The sequence below is a fragment of the Arthrobacter ulcerisalmonis genome (assembly GCF_900609065.1).
GTDB lineage: Bacteria > Actinomycetota > Actinomycetes > Actinomycetales > Micrococcaceae > Arthrobacter > Arthrobacter ulcerisalmonis.
Map to the genome: position 1 here is coordinate 59,553 of NZ_UXAU01000020.1, position 21,802 is coordinate 81,354.

At 63.7% G+C, this 21,802-nt stretch carries 22 protein-coding genes; 11 read left to right on the forward strand and 11 right to left on the reverse strand.

What is annotated here, in order from left to right:
- Positions 1-17: 17 nt before the first annotated feature.
- The gene (locus PSET11_RS06895; protein WP_124091370.1) at positions 18-737 is read right to left on the reverse strand and encodes a sortase domain-containing protein; all 720 of its coding nucleotides are present in this window, start codon (positions 735-737) and stop codon (positions 18-20) included.
- Between the two features lie 24 nt (positions 738-761).
- Entirely contained in the window at positions 762-1,535 is a 774-nt protein-coding gene (locus PSET11_RS06900; protein ID WP_124091371.1) for an LPXTG cell wall anchor domain-containing protein, read from the reverse strand.
- 227 nt (positions 1,536-1,762) lie between these two features.
- Here PSET11_RS06900 and nhaA point away from each other — a divergent pair, with 227 nt between their 5' ends.
- Entirely contained in the window at positions 1,763-3,088 is a 1,326-nt protein-coding gene (gene nhaA, locus PSET11_RS06905) for a Na+/H+ antiporter NhaA (RefSeq protein WP_124091372.1), read from the forward strand.
- Positions 3,089-3,106: 18 nt separating this feature from the next.
- Here the strand turns inward: nhaA and PSET11_RS06910 are convergent, their stop codons facing one another.
- Positions 3,107-3,331, reverse strand: coding sequence for a hypothetical protein (locus tag PSET11_RS06910; protein WP_124091373.1), 225 nt, complete (start codon positions 3,329-3,331; stop codon positions 3,107-3,109).
- 143 nt (positions 3,332-3,474) lie between these two features.
- Here PSET11_RS06910 and PSET11_RS06915 point away from each other — a divergent pair, with 143 nt between their 5' ends.
- On the forward strand, positions 3,475-4,698 hold the full coding sequence (locus tag PSET11_RS06915; RefSeq protein ID WP_203415923.1) for a hypothetical protein: 1,224 nt from the start codon (positions 3,475-3,477) through the stop codon (positions 4,696-4,698).
- A 32-nt stretch (positions 4,699-4,730) separates the two neighbouring features.
- Here the strand turns inward: PSET11_RS06915 and lepB are convergent, their stop codons facing one another.
- On the reverse strand, positions 4,731-5,447 hold the full coding sequence (gene lepB / locus PSET11_RS06920) for a signal peptidase I (protein WP_124091374.1): 717 nt from the start codon (positions 5,445-5,447) through the stop codon (positions 4,731-4,733).
- 93 nt (positions 5,448-5,540) lie between these two features.
- Positions 5,541-6,422 (reverse strand): helix-turn-helix transcriptional regulator, encoded by an 882-nt coding sequence (locus PSET11_RS06925; protein ID WP_124091375.1) that lies wholly within the window; start codon positions 6,420-6,422, stop codon positions 5,541-5,543.
- Positions 6,423-6,524: 102 nt separating this feature from the next.
- Between PSET11_RS06925 and PSET11_RS06930 the strand changes: the two genes are divergently transcribed.
- The 4 genes from PSET11_RS06930 to galU all read left to right on the forward strand — a co-directional run bounded on the left by PSET11_RS06930 (position 6,525) and on the right by galU (position 10,997).
- A complete protein-coding gene (locus tag PSET11_RS06930; RefSeq protein WP_124091376.1) occupies positions 6,525-7,979 on the forward strand; it encodes an MFS transporter in 1,455 nt (484 codons plus the stop codon).
- A gap of 52 nt (positions 7,980-8,031) precedes the next feature.
- Positions 8,032-8,916: an aldo/keto reductase gene (locus PSET11_RS06935; protein ID WP_124091377.1), complete on the forward strand. Its 885-nt coding sequence runs from the start codon at positions 8,032-8,034 to the stop codon at positions 8,914-8,916.
- 20 nt (positions 8,917-8,936) lie between these two features.
- Positions 8,937-9,965 carry an aldo/keto reductase gene (locus PSET11_RS06940; RefSeq protein ID WP_124091378.1) on the forward strand — a complete coding sequence of 343 codons (1,029 nt, stop codon included), beginning with the start codon at positions 8,937-8,939 and terminating at the stop codon, positions 9,963-9,965.
- A 141-nt stretch (positions 9,966-10,106) separates the two neighbouring features.
- The gene (gene galU / locus PSET11_RS06945) at positions 10,107-10,997 is read left to right on the forward strand and encodes a UTP--glucose-1-phosphate uridylyltransferase GalU (protein WP_124091379.1); all 891 of its coding nucleotides are present in this window, start codon (positions 10,107-10,109) and stop codon (positions 10,995-10,997) included.
- Positions 10,998-11,108: 111 nt separating this feature from the next.
- Here galU and PSET11_RS06950 read toward each other — a convergent pair whose 3' ends face one another.
- The 3 genes from PSET11_RS06950 to PSET11_RS06960 all read right to left on the reverse strand — a co-directional run bounded on the left by PSET11_RS06950 (position 11,109) and on the right by PSET11_RS06960 (position 14,060).
- Positions 11,109-12,422, reverse strand: a complete 1,314-nt coding sequence (locus tag PSET11_RS06950; protein WP_124091380.1) for a UDP-glucose dehydrogenase family protein — start codon at positions 12,420-12,422, stop codon at positions 11,109-11,111.
- 92 nt (positions 12,423-12,514) lie between these two features.
- Positions 12,515-12,934, reverse strand: coding sequence for a VanZ family protein (locus PSET11_RS06955; protein ID WP_238989064.1), 420 nt, complete (start codon positions 12,932-12,934; stop codon positions 12,515-12,517).
- Positions 12,935-12,983: 49 nt separating this feature from the next.
- Entirely contained in the window at positions 12,984-14,060 is a 1,077-nt protein-coding gene (locus PSET11_RS06960; RefSeq protein ID WP_124091381.1) for an LCP family protein, read from the reverse strand.
- On the opposite strand from PSET11_RS06960, the gene PSET11_RS06965 reads away from it, so the two are divergent.
- On the forward strand, positions 14,059-14,454 hold the full coding sequence (locus PSET11_RS06965) for a PqqD family protein (RefSeq protein ID WP_124091382.1): 396 nt from the start codon (positions 14,059-14,061) through the stop codon (positions 14,452-14,454). The two genes, PSET11_RS06960 and PSET11_RS06965, sit on opposite strands and share 2 nt — an antisense overlap.
- Here the strand turns inward: PSET11_RS06965 and PSET11_RS06970 are convergent.
- Positions 14,353-14,799 carry a helix-turn-helix transcriptional regulator gene (locus PSET11_RS06970; RefSeq protein ID WP_124091383.1) on the reverse strand — a complete coding sequence of 149 codons (447 nt, stop codon included), beginning with the start codon at positions 14,797-14,799 and terminating at the stop codon, positions 14,353-14,355. The two genes, PSET11_RS06965 and PSET11_RS06970, sit on opposite strands and share 102 nt — an antisense overlap.
- A 307-nt stretch (positions 14,800-15,106) precedes the next feature.
- Positions 15,107-15,580, reverse strand: a complete 474-nt coding sequence (locus tag PSET11_RS06975; protein ID WP_124091384.1) for an Lrp/AsnC family transcriptional regulator — start codon at positions 15,578-15,580, stop codon at positions 15,107-15,109.
- A gap of 150 nt (positions 15,581-15,730) precedes the next feature.
- On the opposite strand from PSET11_RS06975, the gene pdhA reads away from it, so the two are divergent.
- The 3 genes from pdhA to PSET11_RS06990 are packed head-to-tail and all read left to right on the forward strand — an operon-like array spanning position 15,731 to position 19,498.
- Positions 15,731-16,975, forward strand: a complete 1,245-nt coding sequence (gene pdhA / locus PSET11_RS06980) for a pyruvate dehydrogenase (acetyl-transferring) E1 component subunit alpha (RefSeq protein WP_124091385.1) — start codon at positions 15,731-15,733, stop codon at positions 16,973-16,975.
- The gene (locus tag PSET11_RS06985) at positions 16,972-18,039 is read left to right on the forward strand and encodes an alpha-ketoacid dehydrogenase subunit beta (RefSeq protein WP_124091386.1); all 1,068 of its coding nucleotides are present in this window, start codon (positions 16,972-16,974) and stop codon (positions 18,037-18,039) included. The genes pdhA and PSET11_RS06985 overlap by 4 nt, the downstream gene beginning before the upstream one ends.
- A gap of 1 nt (position 18,040) precedes the next feature.
- Positions 18,041-19,498, forward strand: coding sequence for a dihydrolipoamide acetyltransferase family protein (locus tag PSET11_RS06990; RefSeq protein WP_124091387.1), 1,458 nt, complete (start codon positions 18,041-18,043; stop codon positions 19,496-19,498).
- A gap of 327 nt (positions 19,499-19,825) precedes the next feature.
- Here PSET11_RS06990 and PSET11_RS06995 read toward each other — a convergent pair whose 3' ends face one another.
- Positions 19,826-20,644 carry a helix-turn-helix domain-containing protein gene (locus tag PSET11_RS06995; protein ID WP_160118970.1) on the reverse strand — a complete coding sequence of 273 codons (819 nt, stop codon included), beginning with the start codon at positions 20,642-20,644 and terminating at the stop codon, positions 19,826-19,828.
- A gap of 337 nt (positions 20,645-20,981) precedes the next feature.
- Here PSET11_RS06995 and PSET11_RS07000 point away from each other — a divergent pair, with 337 nt between their 5' ends.
- Positions 20,982-21,797: an MBL fold metallo-hydrolase gene (locus tag PSET11_RS07000; protein WP_124091389.1), complete on the forward strand. Its 816-nt coding sequence runs from the start codon at positions 20,982-20,984 to the stop codon at positions 21,795-21,797.
- Positions 21,798-21,802: the final 5 nt, after the last annotated feature.

Here is a 21,802-nt window from a genome sequence, read left to right on the forward strand (position 1 = left end):
CTACCCGTGCGGGTAGGTCAGGCCTTGAGTTTTGCGTAGACCACGTAGTTGTCGTCAAAGAGTCCGGTCGCTGGATCATAGCCATCACAGGTGATGAGGCGAAGCTCGGAACCCTCGGTGTTGCCATAGACATCGAAGGTGGGGAAGTCATTCTTGCTGTATTGCGCGGCCCGGTCCACCACAAATGTTGCGGTGCTGCCGTCGGCGCGGAGAGCGTTGATCTCGGCACCTGCAGCGAGTTGGCGGAGGTCCGCGAAGACGCCCTTGTGCCCGCCTAGCGCGTTGACGTGGCCCAGATAGATCGAGGGCCCGCGCTCGCCGGGGGTGGGGGAGCCGTTGTACCAGCTGGCCGGGGCGCCGTCGCCCACGTCCTGCGGCACCTCAAGGGATCCGTTGGCCCGCAGGCCGAGGCTGAGCAGGTCAGTCCGGAGGCCAATTGAGGGGACTTCAAGGGTGACCGGCTCGGATCGGGGCAAAACGGGAAGTACGACGCCGGCGGGCGCAGCGGGTGCAGCGCTGCCAGCAGGTGCCGGCCCAGTTCCCGCGGGAGACGGTGCAACCGTGGCGGCTGGCTGCGAGGCCGCCGCGGAGGAGCTGGACGATGGTGCAGCCGAGCTGGACGCGGCAGGTGCCGCGCCGCCGTCGGGCGTTCCACAGCCGGCAAGGGGGAGGAGGAGCAGAACTCCGGCCACCACGGAGGCACTGAGGCCCCCGCGGCGGCCGGATTTCGTGTGCATCACAATGCTCGTGACGGGCCGCGGTTAGACGGCGTCGTTGGCATTGCGCCGACGCACCAGGTAGGCGCCGCCAGCTGCAGCGGCGAGGACCAAGCCGCCACCCAGGGCCAGCATGGCGGTGTTGGTGCCGCCAGTTTCGGTGGCAACGCCAGTGTCAGCGCCGCCTACCGGCATGGCCATACCTGCCTTGAGCGTTCCGCACAGGGCAGGTGAGGTTGCAGCCAAGGGCAGGCTGGGAACCAAGTCAGACGGCGCCGCCTGGGCTGCGGGGCTGAGGGTGGCTGGATCCAAACCGTGCACCACCACAACGGCCGTGCCTGCCTTGAGCGCCGTCAGCGTATCGGCGTTCAGTTCGAACGTGCGGTCAACGGTGTAGCTGGAGCCTTGGCCAGCTACCTTGAGGTCAAGGCCAGCGGCAGGACTGGTGTCACCGCTGGTGGAGAGCGTGGTGACGATTCCGCCGTAGCTGGGTGCCCCCTCGGTGGTGGAGACGACGCCGTCACCATCCTTATCGGCGGAGGGTGCCGGGCAGACGCCCTGAGCGCCGCCGTGGATATGCTGGACGTGCGGGTACGGCGCGTCCATGAACGTGGCGGCCAGCCCGGACACCTTGAGGACGGCGTGGGCCTGGTTGCCGGTGACATCAACGGTGATGGTGCCGGAGGCGTTGCTGCCATTGATCTGGCTGAGGGTGGATTGGAACGACCACTGATCGGCAGCCGTGGCGGGGGCGCTGGCAAGGGCCATGCCGCCGAGTGCGAGCGCGGGTACTGCGAGGATGCGGAGTGTCTTGTTCATGGGAAAACCTTTTCCTCTTGCACGTGACATTTCTTCCCAGGGCGGGATACAGGTTGTTCGGGGCGCTAGTAAGCCTGGATGGGTAAATATGTGAAATACCTTACAAATACCTGTGACGCGGCTTATCGTTTTGCCCTGAGGTACTGCGCCGGCACGTAAGATGGTGACAAGGTGCGCCGGGAAGTCTGGTCGGCATGGTTTTGTCGACCCTCCGCGAAAGTTAGTTCATGAACCAAGCACCCCAGTCCCGTGTCTTCTCCCGGGGCAGCTACTCAGAAGCCCTCCGAATCGGCGCGATCCTTCGCAAGGAAACCGTGGGTGGCGCCCTCTTGGTCGCCGCAGCGGTGATCGCCCTCATCTGGGCCAATTCCCCGGCGTCGGATTCCTACTTTGCGCTCCGCGACCTCAAGTTCGGTTACGAACCGTGGCACTTGGAGCTGAGCCTGGGTGCCTGGGCGGCGGACGGATTGCTGGCCATCTTCTTTTTCCTGGTGGGTTTGGAGCTCAAAAGGGAGTTTGTGGCGGGGGACCTGCGGGAGATCAAAAAGTCGATCGTCCCGGTGGCGGCCGCGGTTGGGGGCGTGGTGGTTCCGGCCCTGATCTACGCCGGGATCAACCTGACCAGCCCCGAGACCCTGCGCGGTTGGGCCATTCCCACCGCAACTGACATTGCCTTCGCTGTGGCCGTGCTGGCAATTATCGGCTCCCACCTGCCGAGCGCCCTGCGCATCTTCCTGCTCACGCTGGCTGTGGTGGACGACCTCATCGCCATCAGCATCATCGCGTTCTTCTACACCAGCGAAGTCCAGCTCACCCCGCTTCTCTTGGCCCTCATTCCGTTGGGCCTCTACGCTTTCCTTGCCCAGAAGTACCGGCATTTCTTCGGCCGCAAGGCCGCTGCTGCGTGGCTGATCCTGTTGCCGTTGGGCATTGTGACCTGGGCGCTGGTCCACGCGTCCGGCATTCACGCCACGGTGGCCGGAGTTCTGTTGGGCTTCGCCATCCCGGTGATCCGATCGCAGGCCGGCGGCGGTCCCGGCGCAGGTCCGGGCCTGGCGGAAATCTTCGAGCACCGCTTCCGCCCCATCTCGGCGGGTATCGCTGTTCCGGTGTTTGCGTTCTTCTCGGCCGGCGTGGCCGTGGGCGGCTGGTCCGGCTTTGTTTCCGCGTTGAGCGATCCGGTGGCCTTGGGCATCATTGCTGCCTTGGTGCTGGGCAAGCCGATCGGCATCCTTGGCACCACGTGGGTCCTGACCAAGGCAACCCGGGCGCGGCTGGACGACTCACTGAAATGGATCGACATCTTCGGGGTGGCGCTGTTGGCCGGCATCGGCTTCACCGTGTCGCTGCTGGTGGCGGAGCTCAGCTTCGGGTTGGGCAGCCCGCATGACGACCACGCCAAGGTGGGCATCTTGGCTGCCTCGCTGATCGCGGCGATCCTGGCCACCCTGGTGCTGAGCACTCGGAACCGGCAGTACCGGCAGGCCGAGGAACTGGAGAAGGTGGACGCTGACCAGGACGGAATCCCGGACGTATACCAGGGCCGGTCCTAGCGGGCTTTTTTTGGCGGTTTAGGCGGTTGCCAGTGGTTCCGCGGGTTCGGCTACGTGCCGGATGTCCAGCGCCTCAGGGTCGATGAGTTTCCGTAGCCCAGTGCGGGCGTCCATGATCCAGAAAAGCTCCAGCGACGGCACCACATCGATGACCCGGCCGGAGTGGAACAGCTTTCCTCGGTGCCAGGCTTCGATGTAGTCGTTGATGCGTAATGGGTTGGTGCCGGTCAATAGCAGATCCATGGTGTGCCTCCCGTGTCTAATGCTTCTCTCCAAGCATTGCGTGCCTAGATTGCAGGCTCGTTTCCGCCGGATGATTTTCTGGTGACGCCAGGAGATAGGGTAATTTCGTTGACTATTCGGGGTTTGGCAATGGGGGATCTACAGTGAGCGACGTTTTAGGCCTGAGCATCATCGGGGTACCAGCGGTGGTTCGATTCGGCCCTGCGGTGAGCGCTGCGCAGGTGGCCGATCTGACAGCGGCCTGGTCCCGCTGTTTGGCTGCTCCGGACCTGGTTCCAGCCGCCGTCGACCCCGTCCTGCCCGGCTTGCCCTTCACCGCAGCCGTCACGTTCCAGCCGCAGGGGCGGGACCTGGATGTCCGGCAACTGTGCGCTGATACTTTTGAATCCCTCGCTGAGCGGCTGACCTCGCAGCTGACGCTGCTGGCCATCGAGGCGAACGCGGGAACGCTCACCATGCTGCACGCCTGCGGGCTGTCCGCGGCAGCGGACGGCAGCGTCATGGCGTTGGTGGCCAAATCCGGCACGGGAAAAACGACGGCGGCAACGCACCTGGCCAAAACGTTCGGCTATGTGACGGATGAGACGGTGGCGGTCACCTCGGCGGGGGAGGTGCTGGCCTACCCCAAGCCGTTGTCCGTCAAGGGAACCGTTGAAGGCCAGCCGAAGACCCAGACCGGCCCGGACAGCCTTGGCTTGGCTGAACCAACAGATGGGCTGTGGCTCCGGGGGATTGGCCTGCTGGACCGCCAGCCGGGCAGCCAGGCCGTGAGCGTCGAGGCTGTTCCGCTGCTGGAGGCCGTGATGGAACTGATCCCCAACACGTCCTCCCAAGCCCTATTGGATAAGCCGCTGCAGTCGCTCTGCGCGCTGATCGAACAGACGGGCGGCGTCCGCCGCTTCACCTACGCGGAAGCCGCGGACCTGGTGGAGGTGTTCCATGCGAGCGTCTTCGGGGGCGCTGCTGTGCCGGGACCTGTCTCAGCGCCCACGCCTGCTGAGTGGACCGGGGTGGGCTGCGCTGGTTCGGACGATCCGGTTCCCAACGGCTGGGTGGTGCGGTGCAACGCTGCAGACGCCGTGGAGTCTGACGGCGATATTCTGGTGCTCAACCGTGCGGGCGTCACCCGGCTGTCAGGGATTGGGCCCACCATTTGGGCCGCCACGGAACGGGCCATCACCGAGGACCAACTCATTGCGGTCCTGGACCGGGAGCACGGCCTTCCGGACGGGTACCAGGCCATGCTGGAAGAGGTTCTGGTGGACTTGGCTGAGCGCGGGATCATTGGCCGTGGACCGGGCGAGACTTTCTGGGGCGGACCGTCCGCCCTCGGGGTTTTGAACCTGGCTTCGCTGCCGGCGAAGTAGGGCGTCGCGACTTGGCCGCGGGTGCCGGCCGCCTACTTGATGGTGCCTACGGTATCCAGCGGCCAGATGCGAAGCGCCGCCTGACCGATAACGTCCGTCGTGTCGACCACTTTCATGCAGTCCGTGGGCCGCACGCTGGCGGGTAGCCGGCAGGATGCCACCGAGTCCAGGGAATTGGATCGGTGGTCGCCCATGACCACGAGTTTCCCTGCGGGCACGTCGAAGTCAGGGAAGCAGCGTGCGGAGGGCAGGGTGCTGTCGCAGTTGTTCTGTGCTGCATCGAAGGGGATGTCCTGGTAGATGTAGGGCTCGTCCAGGGGTTGCCCGTCGACCGTGACCTTCCCGTCCGCGCTGCAGCAGCTGATCTGTTGGCCCCCCACCGCCACCACCCGTTTCACCAGGAAGTCCTCGTTGGACGGTCCAATGCCGGTCACATCCCCGAAACTGCGGGCCACGGCGCCGAGGCCGCTGGCGGCTTGACGAGGTGTTTCGCTCTCCCACGACGCTGGCCGGGTGAAGACCACCACGTCGCCGGGCTGCGGAGTTGAGCCGCCGTACGCCAGGCGGTTCACCACGATCCGGTCCCCTCCTGCGCGCGCGCCCTGCAAGGTGTTTTCCATGGAACCGGACGGCACCCGGTAGACCTTGGCGATGAAGCCCTGGACCAGCGAGAGGATCACCAGCGCGGACAGGATGTTGATCAGGAGGGAGGCCCAGAGGGGCAGCTTTTTGCGGGCACGGCGGATCACACAAGCACGCTACCACCACCGGTTGCCAGACCCCCTCGAAGCGCGGGAGGGCTGATGCTCACGTTTGGTGGATCCGGCAATCGGTTCAGCGGATCAAGTGTTCTCCTTGACGGCAGCCTTTGTCGTTTCGCGCTGGGTAGCGGCCCAGCTGGCGAGGACTTTGAGTGCGTCCTCGGAGGGTGTGCCGGGATCTGCCGTATAGACGTTGATGCGCAGTCCGGGGTCGGCGGGAAGTTCCATCGCTTCGTAGATCAGGTCGAGATCCCCCACGATCGGGTGATGGAGCCGCTTGCGGCCGGTCCGGTGGTATTTCACATCGTGCCTGGCCCACCGCGTGCGGAACTCTTCGCTGCGGGTGGAGAGTTCACCGATCAGGTCAGTGAGGTCTTTGTCGTAAGGGTTTTTCCCGGCCGCGGAACGGAGGACTGCGACAACGTCATCGGCTGCCCGTTCCCAATCGGCGAAGAATTCCTGCGCCTTCGGGTTCAGGAAGGTGAAGCGCGCACTGTTCGGCGGGGTGGCAAGCTCTGCCATCATGTCGAGGTACAGGGCCCGGCCGAGTTCGTTGGCAGCCAGGACGTCCCCGCGGTCATTACGGACCCAGGCCGGCGCCGTCGTGATCGCATCGATGACGCGTTGCACGCTGGGCCGCACCGTCTGCGGACTGCGCTTGCGCCGCAACCGCGGGGAAGCGGTGGCGGCGCGGGCCAGGTCAAAAAGGTGGGCCGTTTCGGCGTCGTCAAGTTTAAGCGCCCGACCGAGAGCTTCGATCACGCTGTCGGAGGCGCCGGAAAGATTCCCACGTTCCAGCCGGATGTAGTAGTCGATGCTCATCCCCGCGAGCATGGCGACTTCTTCCCGGCGTAGGCCGGTAACGCGTCGGTTGCCGCCGTAGGCAGGCAACCCAGCTTCCTCGGGGGTGATCCTGGCGCGGCGGGAGGTCAGGAACTTCCGCACGTCGTCGCTGTGTGTCATGGCACCCACGCTACGCGCGGACCGTTCAACAAGGGAGGGACTGGCAGTACCCGGAACCAGCGTTACTCCCGGCATACGGGAAGTCACTGTTGCATGGAAAGCATGAAACCTGCATCTAAAAGCGCTCCCCGCCCGGCAGCGATCCTGGCAATCATCCTCGCCAGCTACTTCATGATCCTGCTGGACAACTCGGTCATCTTTACTGCACTGCCCAGCCTGCAGGGTGACCTGCAGTTGAACACGACGGAACTCTCCTGGGTCCAGAATGCCTACACACTGGTCTTCGGTGGGCTGCTGCTGCTCGGCGCCCGGGCCGGGGACCTGCTGGGACGCCGGCGCGTTTTCGTGGTCGGCCTGGTGGTGTTCTCTGTCGCATCCCTGCTGATCGGGCTTGCACCGGCTGGCTGGTGGGCCATCGCCGGCCGCGCCGTCCAAGGCATCGGAGCAGCGATCGTTGCCCCCGCTTCGCTGTCTTTGCTGACGGCGAGTTTCCCAGAAGGCCGGGAACGCACCCGGGCGATCGCCCTCTACGGCGCCACCGCGGGGATCGGCGCAAGTCTCGGCCTGGTCATCGGCGGCGCGCTGGCCGACTGGATCTCCTGGCGGGCCGGGTTCTTCGTCAACGTACCCCTTGGCGCGATCATGATCGCCCTCGCTCCCCGGGTCCTGCCGGAAAGCGACCGGGCCACCGGCCGTTTCGATCTGTTCGGAGCGCTCAGCGCCACGCTGGGAGTGGGCGCGCTCGTGTTCGGCATCATCAACAGCGCCGATGCGGGCTGGAACGCTCCTGTTGCGCGCACGGCCATCAGTGCCGGCGTCGTACTTCTGGTTATTTTCGTGCTGATCGAACGCAAGGCCGCGCAGCCGATCATGCCGTTGCGCCTGTTCGCAAGCCGCCGTCGCACCGGAGCCTACCTTGCCCGTTTCCTCTATTTGGGCGCGATGATCGCGTTTTTCTTCTTCACCACCCAGTTCATGCAGGGAGTTCTCGGATTCGATCCGTTGCATGCCGGCATGGGCTTCCTGCCCATGACCGCGGTCAACTTCGTAGTCGCCATGAGCATCCCGCGACTGCTGGGCCGGACGCCGGTCTCGGTCGCGCTGCTGGCCGGTATTTTGCTCACCCTCGCGGGGATGTTCTGGCTCAGCCGGGTCGACGTCGGCTCCTCCTACGTGACAGGCGTGGCACTGCCGATGATTCTCATCGGCACCGGCCAGGGTTTGGCGTTTGCGCCACTGACGTCCTTCGGTATTCTCGGCGCCCCGGCCTCTGACGCAGGGGCGGCATCAGGTTTGGTGAACACTTTCCACCAGATCGGCACCTGCCTGGGACTGGGCATCGCGGTCGCCGCCGCGGCCACCGTCCCCACGGTGGGTCCTGCCGCAGCCCACCTGTCCGCCGAGGTCAGCGCGGCACTCACCGCCGGCAGTGTCCTGCTCCTCCTGGCCGTTGTCATTACGGCGGTCCTCATCCTGCCTGCGGATCTGGCGGCCCGACGAAGCAGAACACCGGTCCTGACCGCACCGAAACTCGAGCCTGTCCGGCCAGGGAGGTAATCACGTGCCCTCCCACAACCCAGCACATCTGAATACCGTGAAAGGCATGAACATGGAACTCACACTCGACAACGGCGTCACCATGCCAGCCCTGGGCCTGGGCGTCTTCCAAAGCGCCCCGGAGCAGACGACGGCGGCCGTTGAGGCCGCGCTCGCTGCCGGGTACCGGCACATCGATACCGCCGCAGCGTACGGCAACGAACGAGAGGTCGGCGAAGGGATCAGGAACTCGGGACTTGACCGTTCCGAGGTGTTCGTCGAGACCAAGGTCTGGGTCAGCGACTATGGCTACGATCAGACGCTGCACGCCTGGGAGAAGGCAGCTGGAAAGCTCGGCCTCGATCACTTGGACCTGCTCATCCTGCATCAGCCTGCGCCGGACCGGTTCGAGAAGACCATCGCCGCCTACAAGGCCCTGGAATCCCTGCTGGCCGACGGGCGGGTGCGGGCGATCGGCGTCAGCAACTTCATGCCACACCACCTGAAGCAGCTGCTCGAAGAAACGGACATCATCCCTGCGGTCAACCAGATCGAACTGCACCCGTACTTCGCCCAGCCGGACGTCCAGGCGATCGACGCCGAGCACGGGATTCTCACCCAGGCCTGGTCACCGATCGGCGGCATCACTTTCTACCCCGGGTGGGGCGGTGAAGACCGCCGCAGCGTGATGGAAGACCCCACCATCGCCGGCGTCGCGCAGGCGCACGGCAAGACCCCGGCGCAAGTGATGTTGCGCTGGCATCTGCAACAGGGCCGCTCAGCCATCCCCAAGTCAATTAATCCGGCGCGCATCGCCGAGAACTTCGACGTCTTCGACTTCGAGCTTTCCGAAACTGAGCTCGCGGCCGTCGACGCTCTCCACACCGGCGTGCGTAGCGGACCGGACCCCGACGAGGCCCGCGAAGAGCGCTTCGCCATGGTCATCCCCGAAGCCTAAGAGAGCAGGAAATAATCAGCATGGAATACCGTCTTCTTGGCCGCACTGGTGTGCGGGTCAGTCCCTTGTGCCTGGGCGCAATGATGTTCGGCCCCTGGGGCAACGATGACCGCGCCGATGCCACCCGCATTATCCATCGAGCCCTCGATGCGGGGATCAACTTCATCGACACCGCTGACGTTTACTCCGGTGGGGCATCCGAGGAGATCGTCGGGCAGGCCATGGGGAGCCGTCGCGACGACGTGTTCCTCGCTACCAAGTTCTTCATGCCCATGAACGAGGACGATCCCAACCAGCGCGGCGGGTCCCGGCGCTGGATCATCCGCGAGGTCGAAAACTCACTGCGGCGGCTGAACACTGACTACATCGACCTCTATCAGGTCCACCGGCCCAGTCCGGACACCGATGTGGAGGAAACCCTGGGCGCCCTTACGGACCTGGTCCGCCAAGGAAAGGTCCGCTACCTCGGCTCCTCGTCGTACTCCGGATCCCAGATTGTGGAATCCCAGTGGGCGTCACGGGAACGCCGCTTGGAACGCTTCGTCACGGAGCAGCCGCCGTACTCAATCTTGGCTCGCGGTATCGAAGAGGACGTCCTCCCCACGGTGCAACGGCACGGCATGGGCACCCTCACCTACAGCCCGCTGGGCGGTGGATGGCTCTCCGGCCGCTGGCGGAAAGATGCGGCGTCCGCTCCCACCTCGAGTGCCCGCCCGAGCGCCCGGTTCGACATGACCCGCCCGGAGAATCAGCGCAAGCTCGATGTCGTCGAAGAACTCGCCCAGCTTGCCGAACAGGCCGGACTCAGCCTCATTGAGTTGGCTATTGCGTTCGTCATCAACCACCCCGGCGTCACGTCAGCCATCGTTGGACCACGCACCATGGAACAGCTCGAGTCCTACCTGCCCGCGGCCGACGTCGCGTTGTCCAGTGACGTGCTGGACCGCATCGACGAGCTCGTCGCCCCCGGCGTCACCATCAACCCGGACGTCAACAGCTACGGCGCGAACGAACTCACCGCGCTCGCACGCCGACGGGCACGACCATGACCCCAGATGCCCTTCCAAGCCCGCCACGAGGCGGTGGTGGCAGGCCGCCGCTCAACTTCCCACACGAAAAAAGCGTCCACGTGACTGACGTCTACTGCCCACAAATTGCCATGGTCCACGCATGATTTGTAAGGTTCAGCTATGACTATGGGGAGAGCTATCACCAAGGCCGTCATTCCTGCTGCCGGTTTGGGAACGCGTTTCCTGCCTGCTACCAAGGCAATGCCGAAGGAAATGTTGCCGGTGGTGGACCGTCCGGCCATCCAATATGTGGTGGAGGAGGCCGTCAAAGCTGGCCTGACCGATCTGCTGATGATCACGGGGCGTAACAAGCGCGCCCTCGAGGACCACTTCGACCGCGAGCCCGGCCTGGAAAGCGCGTTGGAGCGCAAGGGTGACACCGGCAAGCTGGCCATGGTGGAGCATGCCTCGAACTTGGGGCCGATCCACTACGTCCGCCAGGGCGAAGCGAAGGGCCTGGGCCACGCCGTGCTGTGCGCCAGCCAGCACGTGGGTAACGAACCGTTCGCCGTGTTGCTGGGCGATGACCTCATTGATGAAGCTGATGACCTGCTCACCACCATGATCGAGGTGCAGCAGAAGACTGGCGGCTCAGTGATCGCCCTGATTGAGGTCGACCCGACCCAGATCAGTGCCTACGGCTGCGCTGACATCTCCGTGGTGGAGGGCGAAGACTACGTCCGCGTCAACTCACTCGTGGAGAAGCCTGCTGTTGGCGAGGCCCCGTCCAACCTGGCCGTCATTGGCCGGTACGTGCTGCACCCGGCCGTGTTCGGCGTCTTGGAGGACACCCCTCCCGGTCGCGGCGACGAGATCCAGCTGACCGATGCACTCCAGACCCTCGCCGCTGGTGATGGCAACGGCTCCGGCGTCTACGGCGTGGTCTTCAAGGGCCGCCGCTACGACACCGGCGACAAGCTGAGCTACCTCAAAGCCGTCATCACGCTGGCCTCCGAGCGTGTGGAGTTCGGCGAAGAACTGAAGAGCTGGATGAAGGATTTCGTAGGGTAGTACTCCGCTTTTGTGCAATCAGGCCCGTCACCTCAGGTGACGGGCCTGTCTCGTTGGCGGAGCGTGACGTTGTGGGCCACGTTCAGTTCTGGGGCGTACGACGCCGGCGCGCTAAGACCTGCCGATGCCTCGGTATGTCCATCCCGCGGCCCGCCATTTAGCGGCGTCAAGCACGTTGCGGCCGTCGAGCACTCGCGCGTTGGCGACATCATTGGCTAGAACGTAGGGATCTATTTCCAGGTACTCGGTCCACTCTGTAAGAAGTAACAACGCATCTGCGCCGCGCACAGCAGTTTCGGTAGAAGCCTCGTAAGTGAGCTCGGGAAATCGGCGGGCTGCATTATTCAACGCGCGGGGATCAGTGACAGTTACTTGTGCGCCCTGAAGTTGGAGCTGTGCAGCGATGCTCAGCGCAGGAGAGTCCCGGACGTCATCGCTGTTAGGTTTGAATGCCGCACCCAACACGGTGATCCGCTGCCCCATAAGGCTACCGCCGCATAGCTCTCTGGTGATTTCCACTGCGCGGGTGCGTCGACGCATGTTGATCGCATCGACCTCTCGAAGGAACGTCAGGGCTTGGTCAGCACCAAGTTCGCCCGCTCGGGCCATGAACGCTCGGATGTCCTTGGGTAAGCACCCTCCACCAAAGCCGATCCCCGCCCCTAGAAATTTGCGGCCAATCCTATCGTCCAGCCCGATGGCATCGGCAAGTTGCGTCACGTCTGCACCCGCCGCTTCGCAGAGTTCGGCCATAGCGTTGATGAATGAGATCTTTGTCGCCAAGAATGAGTTGGCCGCCGTCTTGACCAGTTCGGCGGTGGGGTGATCAGTGACCAGCCTCGGTACTTGAGTCGAGAGAATCGATGCGTAGACCTCATCGAGTACGGCCACTGCGTAGTTCTCTTCGGAGCCATCGTTGACGCCGTAAACCAAGCGGTCCGGAGCCACAGTATCTTGGACGGCGTGGCCCTCCCGGAGGAACTCGGGATTCCACACCAGATGCGCGTCGCTCTCTTTCGCTCTGATGGTTGCAGCCAATCGACTCGCCGTACCCACAGGGACGGTGGATTTGCCCACCACCAAAGTTCCCGGCTTGAGATATGGGGCTAACGCCATCACGGAAGCGTCAACGTAGCTGACATCAGCCGCGTTTTCGCCTTTCTTCTGCGGTGTTCCTACGCAAATAAAGTGCACTTGGCACTCAGCGACTGCTGAAATGTCGGTGGTGAACTCCAACGTGCCCAATTCTTGGACATCTCTCAAGAGCTCATTGAGCCCGGGCTCGTAAATTGGGGCGTGGCCATCGGACAAGGAGGCGATCTTGTCAGCGTCAACGTCGATTCCCACCACCGTATGCCCAAGTTTGGCCATACTTGCCGCGTGAACGGCGCCGAGGTAGCCGCAGCCAATGACAGAAATCCGCATGTCTTCTCCACTCCGTAGGACTATCAGTCATTGGAGCAGCGAAGTGCGGACAGAACTGAAACGGTAGTTGACGATTGAGCGAAAGGTGACCGTCAGTTTGGCTGGCGTGTTTGGCGCCTCCACAGCAAAGCCAGAACGGCACCCAGAACTGTTCCTACAGTGTTCACGATCAAATCTATAGGGCTGGCGAACCGAGCAGGCAGGAAGAGCCCCTGGCAATTTTCGATGCAGCCGGACACGGCAAAGCCAAAGGCGACAACCTGCCAGAAGCGCCAGCGAGGAAACGCGAGCGCGGCCACGACCCCCACCGGAATAAAGAGCGCCACATTGGCGGACGCTTCCACAAACGCATAGTCCACCCAGGCAGGGATTCCGTGCCGGTGTAGGTAGCCCAACACCCGCGCCAACGCACCGCCAATCGGCCTGTCTACAGGGGTGGGCCAGAAGGCTATCAAAGCCAATGGCACGGCCATCAGCAAAAGCACCGTGCGCCAAAGCCCTGTGTGCTGCAAGGCACGCTGGAACCCACTCCCGGAACAGCTATTGGGCTTGCCCGGCAGGTCAGTTTCCGTTCTGGAAGTTGTTGGCGGCAACGTAATCTCCCAGGGTGTCACTGGCCAACGCACTGGAGATGCTGGCGATGGCATCAGGATTCTTGATCACGATCGACTGGCCATCCGCTGACGTTCCCGTTCCCAGCGTGGGAAGCGTGAACATACTGATGTTGTTTTGCCGGATTCCGCTAAGTTCCAGCCCTAGCGCGCCCAGTGCCGAGGCGTTCAGTCCCGAGTCCACACTGACGAACGGCGACACGGCCCCCACCACATTGCTGATGGTGACTGGGTTTGTCAGCGTCTGGCTGCTGATGAGCTTGGCCATGATGGATTTCAGGAACAGTTGCTGGTTCCGTACGCGCTGGTAGTCGCCGTCAACAAAGGCGTAGCGCTCCCGGACGAATCCCAGTGCCTGTTCGCCGTTCATGGTGTTGGGGCCAGCTTTAAAGACAAACTTCCCGTGGGTGGAGGTGAAGGGAATCTGGACGTTGACGTCCACGCCGCCCAACGCATCAGTGAGGCCCTTGAAGCTTTCAAAGTCGACCATGGCAACGTGGTCAATGCGCTGATTGAACACTGATTCCACGGTCTCCACCATCTTGGGCACGCCGCCTACCGCCAGTGCGGCGTTGATCTTAGCCTCGCCGCTGCCAGGAATCGGAACCCACAGGTCGCGCATGATGGACATGGCATAGACGTTTTTCCGGTCGGCGGGGATGTGCACCAGCATGAGTGTGTCGGCGCGCTGATCTGTTGCCACACCGTCAACGGCGTCCAAACTCGTGGCACCGCGGCTGTCGCTACCCATCAGCAGGATGTTCATGGGCGCCTTCTGCCCTGCCGGTGCCTCAACTTTTTGGGGCCGGGATGTCTCTGCGGGGAACGCTGATTCGATTTTCTGCGACTGCGAATCAAACGTGTTGCTGAGGTTCCACAGATAGCCTCCGGCTACGACGACGGCCACCACCACCAGGGCCGCCGCCACCAGCAGCACGTTGCGTGTTTTGTGGGATCTTTTGCGCCTGGGAGGCTCTGGCATGGTGGCCTCCGAGGGGTATCCGGAGGTGCCATCAGGGAGAGTCATGGATTCCTATGTGTGGGTGGCTGATCTGCTGGATACTATCAAGGTAGTGCGCGCCTGGGCTTCCCGGGCAATTGCGTCACCAGCGGTATGCAATCTTTATGCGAGGGGAACAGCGGTGGACAGCACAGTGTGGCAACGCGGCAGTTTGGTGGCCCTGGTGGAATCGGACGACGGCGCTCGGGTGGCACTTCTCCAATTGGATGCTGAACAGCCCGTGGTACTTGAGGGCAGTGCCGCGGCTATTTGGTCACTCATCAATGGGCGGCGGACCGCCAATGACATCGTGGCCGAACTAAGGGAACAGTTCGCCGTTGAGGGCGATGAAGTCCCTGCGCAGCTGGCGGATTTTCTCACCGGGTTGGCGCTCCAGCGCCTCATCGAACCTGCTCCCTAGAAGCGGCTGCCCAGCTTCGATTAACCAACCGTCCTGAAGCAATTGGTGCCGGAGGCTGAGCCGGGTGGGCACTGACACTCCGGTAGCTAGGTATTTACGCCGGACACTACCCAGGTGTTTCTTCACCATGTCCACGGTGATGCCAAGCTGGGAGGCAACGGTTTCCATCGAGTGCCCGTCGCCGCCCAGGTAGAAGGCGACTACCTGGTGTTCCCGTGCGGTGACGTGGACTGAGGGTCCGTGGGCGTTTTGGGCCAGCAGGACTTCGGGGGTGGGGAACACATCGCCCCGCGCCGCACTGCGAATGGCGTCGCCAAGAGTCTGGGTGTTTGCGGACTTGGCCACGAAGGACAGCAGGGTTGCGAGAAGTTCAATCCTTGATCCCGCTGCGTGGCGATGCCGTAGCGGGATCAAGGAATAGATATGCGCCCCCGTGAGCCCTTGCCATACTATTAGTATATTCTTTCGCGTGTGCATAGGAAACACCGTTGGCTTATTAGAACAGTCTGATGGCCTCACAACTTTCTGCTGGGCTTAGACAGCAGCTACTTGGCTGCTTTTGCTTGGACGTCGTGTGAAGAGAGTGCAAGTAGGACAGGGAGCTGAGCGCTCTCGCATCAGTCGTTACAGATTCCCTGTGTCGAACGCCCCTTCACCGCGTATCAACATCCTCAAACACCAGGAACGTCTGCGTGTCCAGGACGCCAGCCATGGACTGCAGCTGATCGAAGATCACCCGGCGTAGGTCAATATTGTCTTTGGCGCGGACCAGCAGGATCACATCAAAGTCGCCACCTACCAAGGCAATGTGATGCACCTCGGGGAGTGCTGACAATTCCTCGCGGAGGGCCCGCCACGCGTGCTGGCGGACTTTCAGCGTGACGTAGGCGGAGGACGTGAGTCCCGCCTTGATCGGGTCAACCAGCGCCGTGAACCGAGTCAGGACGCCCTCGCGAGTGAGGCGGTTGATCCGGGTATAGGCGTGGGCGCGCGAGATGTGCACGTTCTCGGCAACCTGCGTCACGGACATCCGGCCGTCCTGAACCAACTGCGCCATGATCTGCCGGTCTACCTGATCCAGCTCTGGCTTCTCAGCGGTGGGCACCACTGTGATCGATTCGTCCATAATGCTCTCCGTAACGGCCATCACATTTCACATTTGTCTACCAGATTAGCGTCAATTAATCATTCCTTCCACGATCGCCGCCATTCATGGATACGAATGACCTGGAAAGCCCATACTGGAGACAAATAGTCGCTAGTGAAAGGCGGACCAATGATGCTCTCCGCAGACCGAACAGTCCCGGGCACGCCTCCAGCTGAGCGGGCAGGGGACGCTGTCTCAACTGCCGTCAAAAAGTTTGGCATCAGCGTGGAGGACTACCTCCTGCCAGCCCGGAGCCAGATCCAGATGGTTGACCCGGACGGCCTGCTGAACGCGATGGGAGAGCAGGGCGCCGAGGCCGGCCACGAGTACCCTCTGCCCGGCGATGCGCAATTGGTGGCGGCGTACCAGCAGCTGGTGGTGGGGCGCCGGGTCAACGATCAAAACTCAGCGCTCGTCCGGCAGGGCAGGATGGCCGTCTACCCCTCAAGCCACGGTCAGGAGGCCTGCCAGGTCGCTGCCGCGCTGTGCCTTGCGCCGGGGGACTGGATGTTCCCCACGTACCGCGACTCCGTTGCCGTCATGGCACGGGGCGTTGACCCGGTGCAGACCATGACCCTGTTCCGGGGCGACTGGCACGGCGGCTACGACCCCGCAAAGCACAAGGTGGGCATCCAGTGCACTCCGCTGACCACGCAATTGCTCCACGCGGTAGGCGTGGCGCACGCTGCGAAGCTGCGCGGCGAGGACACCGTGGTGCTTGCCATGTGCGGAGACGGCGCCACCAGCGAGGGCGACTTCCACGAGGCCCTCAACTTTGCCGCCGTCTTCCACCTACCGGTGGTCTTCTTCGTACAGAACAACAAGTACGCCATCTCGGTGCCGCTGGCCCACCAGTCCGTTGCCCCCTCGCTGGCCCACAAAGCAGTGGGCTACGGCATGCCCGGCGAACGCGTGGACGGGAACGACGTCGTGGCGCTCCTGGCGGTCTTGGACCGCGCCGTCAAACTTGCCCGGGAAGGCTCGGGACCGCTGTTGGTGGAGGCCAACACCTACCGCATGCAGGCCCACACCAATGCCGACGACGCCACTCGCTACCGTGCGGACAGTGAGGTGGCAGAGTGGCTGGCCAAGGACCCGCTCACCAGGATGCGAACGTACCTAACCGGGCGCGGGCTCCTTGATGACAGCCTCGAAGCGCAGTTCGCAGCCGAAGCCGAGTCCGTCGCAACGCAGCTCCGGGAAGGACTCGGACAGGACGTTCCCGTGGACCCGCACGAACTCTTCCGGCACGTCTTCGCCACACCAACGGCCCAACTCAACGAACAGGCCGCGCTGCTGGCAGACGAACTGACCCGCGACCAAGCAGCCAAAGACACGGCGCAGGACGCAGCCACCAAGGAGGCAACCCCATGACCGTCACCACCTCCGCTACAGCCAAACCTGCGGCCAACGACGGTGCAGCTGGTGCCCAGCCCGTCACCATGGCTAAAGCGCTTAACACCGCCCTGGCCGACGCCATGCACGCCGACCCGTCAGTCCTGGTATTCGGTGAAGATGTGGGCGCCCTGGGCGGGGTCTTCCGGATCACGGACGGGCTGACCAAGACCTTCGGCGAACAGCGCTGCTTCGACACCCCGCTCGCCGAATCCGGAATCGTGGGGATGGCCGTGGGCATGGCCATCAACGGCATGCGCCCCGTGGTGGAGATGCAGTTCGATGCCTTCGCCTACCCGGCGTTCGAGCAGATCGTCAGCCACGTCGCCAAGATGCACAACCGCACCAAGGGCGCACTCACCGTGCCCATGGTGATCCGGGTGCCTTACGCCGGCGGCATCGGCGGAGTGGAACACCACTGCGACTCCTCCGAGTCCTACTACGCGCACACCGCCGGCCTCAAGGTCTTCACCCCAGCCACCGTGGCTGATGCCTACCGCATGTTGCGTGAAGCCATCGATTCGGACGATCCGGTCATGTTCATGGAGCCCAAGAAGCTCTACTGGTCCAAAGACGCTGTCGATCTCGAGTCGCTCCGCGCCGAACACGAGGCCAACAAGGTCACCGGGGTCAGCTCGGAGGGCAAAGCTGTGGTGGCGCGGGCAGGAGCTGACGCCACCCTGATCGCTTACGGCCCGGCCGTGCCCACCGCACTGGCCGCAGCCGCGGCGGCTGCCGCGGAGGGCAGGTCCTTGGAGGTCATCGATGTCCGCAGCATCGTCCCGTTCGACGACGACACTGTCTGCGCCTCGGTCCGGAAGACAGGCCGGGCTGTGGTCATCGCTGAGGCGCACGGTTTCGCCTCGGTCTCCTCCGAGATTGTTGCCCGCGTCCAGGAACGCTGCTTCCACCATCTCGCCGCGCCCATTCGCCGCGTCACTGGCTTCGACATCCCCTATCCAGCCCCCAAACTGGAGCACTACTACCTCCCGGGCGTGGACCGTATCCTCGACGCCGTTGACCGACTCCAGTGGGAAGACTGACATGAGCGAATCCCAAGTATTTCTCCTGCCAGACCTCGGTGAAGGCCTCACCGAAGCTGAATTGGTCAGCTGGCTGGTGTCCGTGGGGGACCAGATCGTGGTGGATCAGCCCATCGCGGAGGTGGAAACGGCTAAATCCACGGTGGAAGTCCCCTCGCCGTTCGCGGGCATCGTGGCCCAGCTCCATGGGCAGCCGGGTGAGACGCTCGACGTCGGCCGTCCCCTTATTTCGGTGACGCCCCTTGGTGCCGCGGTGGAGAGCGCCGGGCTAGCCACCGAAGCGGCACCGGCAGCCGCACAGACGTACCGCGAGGAGGAGCGTGCTGGCTCCGGTAACGTGCTGATCGGCTATGGGACGCCCGGCGGTGCCGATGTGCCGCGCCGCTCCCGCCCAGCAAGACAGCAAACGAACGACGCCGGCACGCACCCGGCTGCCGCCGTCGCCGAACCGGTGGCCGCCGCAGCCGCCAAGACGGCAGATGACCTGCTGCTCCTGCGCACCCGCGTGCCCGGAAAGCTTGGCGCCGTCATCTCGCCCCTGGTCCGGAGGATGGCCCGGGAACATGGAGTAGACCTCGGCGCAGTCAGTGGATCGGGGGACAGCGGCCTGATCATGCGGCGGGACGTTGAGGCAGCCATCGGTACTCCACCCAGCCCCCACGGGTCAGCCGCAGCCTCCGACGAGGCCAGCCCGTCAGCTGCTACCAGGGCGGTCGCCAGCGACCCGATCGCCAAAGACGATACGGAAATCGATCGGCGCACTGGCCTGGGAATCGCCTCGCGTGAGCCTGTCCGGGGGGTGCGCAAAGTCGTGGCAGCCACCATGGCCAGGAGCCGCACCGAGATCCCCGAGGCCACCGTGTGGGTGGACGTGGATGCCACGGCGCTGGTTGACCTGAAGGGCGGTGGCGCGGACGCCCCCAGCCTGCTCGCCTTCATTTCACGCTTCGTCACCGCCGGCCTGCGCAAGTACCCTGCCCTCAACACCCGCCTCGAGGCAGCTCCGGACGGTGGCCAACAGATCGTGACGTTCGACGGCGTGAACCTCGGCTTCGCGGCGCAGACGGACCGTGGCCTGGTGGTCCCCTCCATCGTGGCAGCGCACAAACTGAGCGCTCGCGAACTGGACGGAGAGATTCGCCGGCTGACCGCCGTCGCACGCGCCGGAAAGGCGACTCCGGCGGAACTCGGGCGCGGCACCTTCACCGTCAACAACTACGGCGTCTTTGGTGTGGACGGATCAGCGGCCATCATCAACCACCCTGAGGTGGCCATCTTGGGTATCGGCCGGATCATCGACAAGCCCTGGGTGGTCCGCGGCGAACTGGCAGTCCGGAAGGTGGTGGAGTTGACCCTCACCTTCGATCACCGGGTGTGCGACGGCGGCACGGCAGCCGGGTTCCTCCGCTACGTTGCAGACGCCGTGGAGAGCCCCGGAACAGTCCTCGCAGACCTCTAGGTCCTGCACAAAAACCAAGGGCGCCGGTCAACTGACCGGCGCCCTTGGCGTTATTGTGGCGCCTCCGTGGGGAAGGCGCCACAAGGATTTAGTTTGCGCTGCAGAAAACCAGCGTGGAGCTGACAGAACCGAATTCCTTACTGCCGGTGCCGACTGAGCGATTCGCCAGATTTGTGAATCAGGAGCATGGCGTGCAGAACGCCCGTACGGATGCTCTGCACCCAATCTGTGGCACCGACTGCCGGGCGTGGCCCTAATCGCCAGAAGGTGTCGCATCCCGTGAAGCAAGGTGTCGCAAAAGTTAGAGGTCAGCGTTTGCGCAGAAGTTCAGGCAGCTGGTCGGCCCAGGGACCGGACGTCCCTGGGCGAGCCGTAGCCTGCGGCTTGCAGGGTGCGGCGGAGGTGGCCCAGTGACGCGAATCCGGAGTTGGCTGCCACCTGCTCCAGGCTGAGCACGGCGTAGGCGGGGTCGGTCAGCAGCCGCAACGCTAGGTCGATCCGGCCCTGGCGGATCTGCTCGGCCACGGCCACCCCGCGTTTGTGAAATTCACGCTGCAGTTGACGCAAGGAGACGTTGAACTCTTGGGCCAGAAGGTGCGGTGTCAGTGTTGGATCGCCGGCGGACGCAGCGATGAACGCCATGGCCCTGTCGTACAACGCCGGTTTACGCCCACCCTGTCCCGCCCCGTGGTGCTCCAGGAAGAGCCCGCCAAGCATTTCGTGCACCAGCTTCTCCATGAAGTAGGCGGCCACATTGGAGGCGGTGGCATTGTCCTGCACCAGGGACTCGAGGAATTGTGCCACAGGGGCAAGCAGCGCACTGTCCTGCCGAAACGCGGTGGGTTGGGTTCCCGCGGCAATGCCAAAGTCAACCAGAACTTGGCGGGGGATCTTGGCCACGATGACCCGACCGGGCGAGCTCCAGTAGGCGCTGAAGCTGGCAAGCCCGCTGCCCAGCCAGCAGGATCCGGGCTGGGAGGTGATGAGACCCTGGGTGCGGCCGTCAATGGTTACCGGGCTGTCCCTGACAAAGTAGCAAAGCACCTCATCGGTGCCCGGGGCTGGAGCACGTACCTGCAGCACTCCCGGGCTGGCCGCCACCTCCATGATGACGGTGGCGCCAAAGCGGATGGCTTTGACTCCCACCTGCTGGTTATGGCTGGGCCGGACGGCAAGCGGTAGCCCGGGAGTTGGGTCCGGGACTGTGCCCGAACCGTCCAGTACCTGCTTAAATCGCTTGGCCCCCACAGCTGATGCCCCCCGGCTCCGGGCGCCGCTCGCGGTTGGCCCGGACATTCAAACTCACGTTCCCCCAGCGGGTCCGTCTGCATAGATTGGCATGGGACAGCCCGGTCAGCCTGCGATGGTAGCCAAAAGGATGAGGTGGGCGTGGACGCGGGCATCCCCGCTTCCGGACCGGTGACTGGGTAGACTCAGTCCCAACAGAACGCGATCGCAGTACTGCGGGAGGTACGGACACACCATGGCGGAGTGGCTAGAAGTCGGCCCGGACAATTACGTCTTGATCACCGAGGGGTCTCAGCTCAACACCGGGTTGGTGGTGGGGGCCCAAAGAGCCTTGGTCATCGACACCGGCTGTGGGCCCCGGCAAGGGCGCGAGATCCTGGATGCGGTACGGAGCAAAACCTCCCTGCCCCTGGTGGTGGTGAACACGCATGCGCATTACGACCATTTTTTTGGGAACGCGGTCTTCGCCGAGGACGGCGCCACTGATTTCTGGGCACATGAGAATTGCGCTGCCGAGATTGACGCGCGCGGTGATCTTCAGCGGCGCTTCGTGGGAACCCTGGAGCCGGAAATGGCTGCTGGCGAAGGCCAAAACATCGAGCTCGTGGTGCCCAACGCCATTGTGAAGGACCAGCCCGTGCTGGTGGATCTGGGTGGCATTACCGCCACCCTGTTCTACTTGGGCCGCGGACACACTGACGGTGACCTCCTGGTGGGAACGCCCACCACCCTTTACGTTGGCGACCTGGTGGAACAAGGCGCCCACCCGTCATTTGAGGATTCGTTCCCCGAAGACTGGGCCGATTCGCTGCGTCATATTTCCGCGCTCCGGCACCGCTACGAATTCCTGATTCCTGGCCACGGCCAACCCTGCAGCGACGAATTCGTCAACACCATGGCTAACACCATGACTACCGCTGTGCGGCAGGCAACGCAGTCCATCCGCGACATGCCTAGCGACGCCACCAAGGCCATCCCCATCCTGCCGTACGGGCCGGAGCAGTCCCGCTGGTTTATCAAGCGGCTGCGGGAGACCTCGAGGGAACGCTAAACCCA

What these genes read in the sequence shown, in the direction of transcription:
- PSET11_RS06895 (WP_124091370.1), bottom strand. Translation starts at nt 737, where the DNA reads ATGCACACGAAATCCGGCCGCCGCGGGGGCCTCAGTGCCTCCGTGGTG.
- PSET11_RS06900 (WP_124091371.1), bottom strand. Translation starts at nt 1,535, where the DNA reads ATGAACAAGACACTCCGCATCCTCGCAGTACCCGCGCTCGCACTCGGC.
- nhaA (WP_124091372.1), top strand. Translation starts at nt 1,763, where the DNA reads ATGAACCAAGCACCCCAGTCCCGTGTCTTCTCCCGGGGCAGCTACTCA.
- PSET11_RS06910 (WP_124091373.1), bottom strand. Translation starts at nt 3,331, where the DNA reads ATGGATCTGCTATTGACCGGCACCAACCCATTACGCATCAACGACTAC.
- PSET11_RS06925 (WP_124091375.1), bottom strand. Translation starts at nt 6,422, where the DNA reads ATGACACACAGCGACGACGTGCGGAAGTTCCTGACCTCCCGCCGCGCC.
- PSET11_RS06930 (WP_124091376.1), top strand. Translation starts at nt 6,525, where the DNA reads ATGAAACCTGCATCTAAAAGCGCTCCCCGCCCGGCAGCGATCCTGGCA.
- PSET11_RS06935 (WP_124091377.1), top strand. Translation starts at nt 8,032, where the DNA reads ATGGAACTCACACTCGACAACGGCGTCACCATGCCAGCCCTGGGCCTG.
- PSET11_RS06940 (WP_124091378.1), top strand. Translation starts at nt 8,937, where the DNA reads ATGGAATACCGTCTTCTTGGCCGCACTGGTGTGCGGGTCAGTCCCTTG.
- galU (WP_124091379.1), top strand. Translation starts at nt 10,107, where the DNA reads ATGACTATGGGGAGAGCTATCACCAAGGCCGTCATTCCTGCTGCCGGT.
- PSET11_RS06950 (WP_124091380.1), bottom strand. Translation starts at nt 12,422, where the DNA reads ATGCGGATTTCTGTCATTGGCTGCGGCTACCTCGGCGCCGTTCACGCG.
- PSET11_RS06965 (WP_124091382.1), top strand. Translation starts at nt 14,059, where the DNA reads ATGGATTCCTATGTGTGGGTGGCTGATCTGCTGGATACTATCAAGGTA.
- PSET11_RS06960 (WP_124091381.1), bottom strand. Translation starts at nt 14,060, where the DNA reads ATGACTCTCCCTGATGGCACCTCCGGATACCCCTCGGAGGCCACCATG.
- PSET11_RS06975 (WP_124091384.1), bottom strand. Translation starts at nt 15,580, where the DNA reads ATGGACGAATCGATCACAGTGGTGCCCACCGCTGAGAAGCCAGAGCTG.
- pdhA (WP_124091385.1), top strand. Translation starts at nt 15,731, where the DNA reads ATGATGCTCTCCGCAGACCGAACAGTCCCGGGCACGCCTCCAGCTGAG.
- PSET11_RS06985 (WP_124091386.1), top strand. Translation starts at nt 16,972, where the DNA reads ATGACCGTCACCACCTCCGCTACAGCCAAACCTGCGGCCAACGACGGT.
- PSET11_RS06990 (WP_124091387.1), top strand. Translation starts at nt 18,041, where the DNA reads ATGAGCGAATCCCAAGTATTTCTCCTGCCAGACCTCGGTGAAGGCCTC.
- PSET11_RS07000 (WP_124091389.1), top strand. Translation starts at nt 20,982, where the DNA reads ATGGCGGAGTGGCTAGAAGTCGGCCCGGACAATTACGTCTTGATCACC.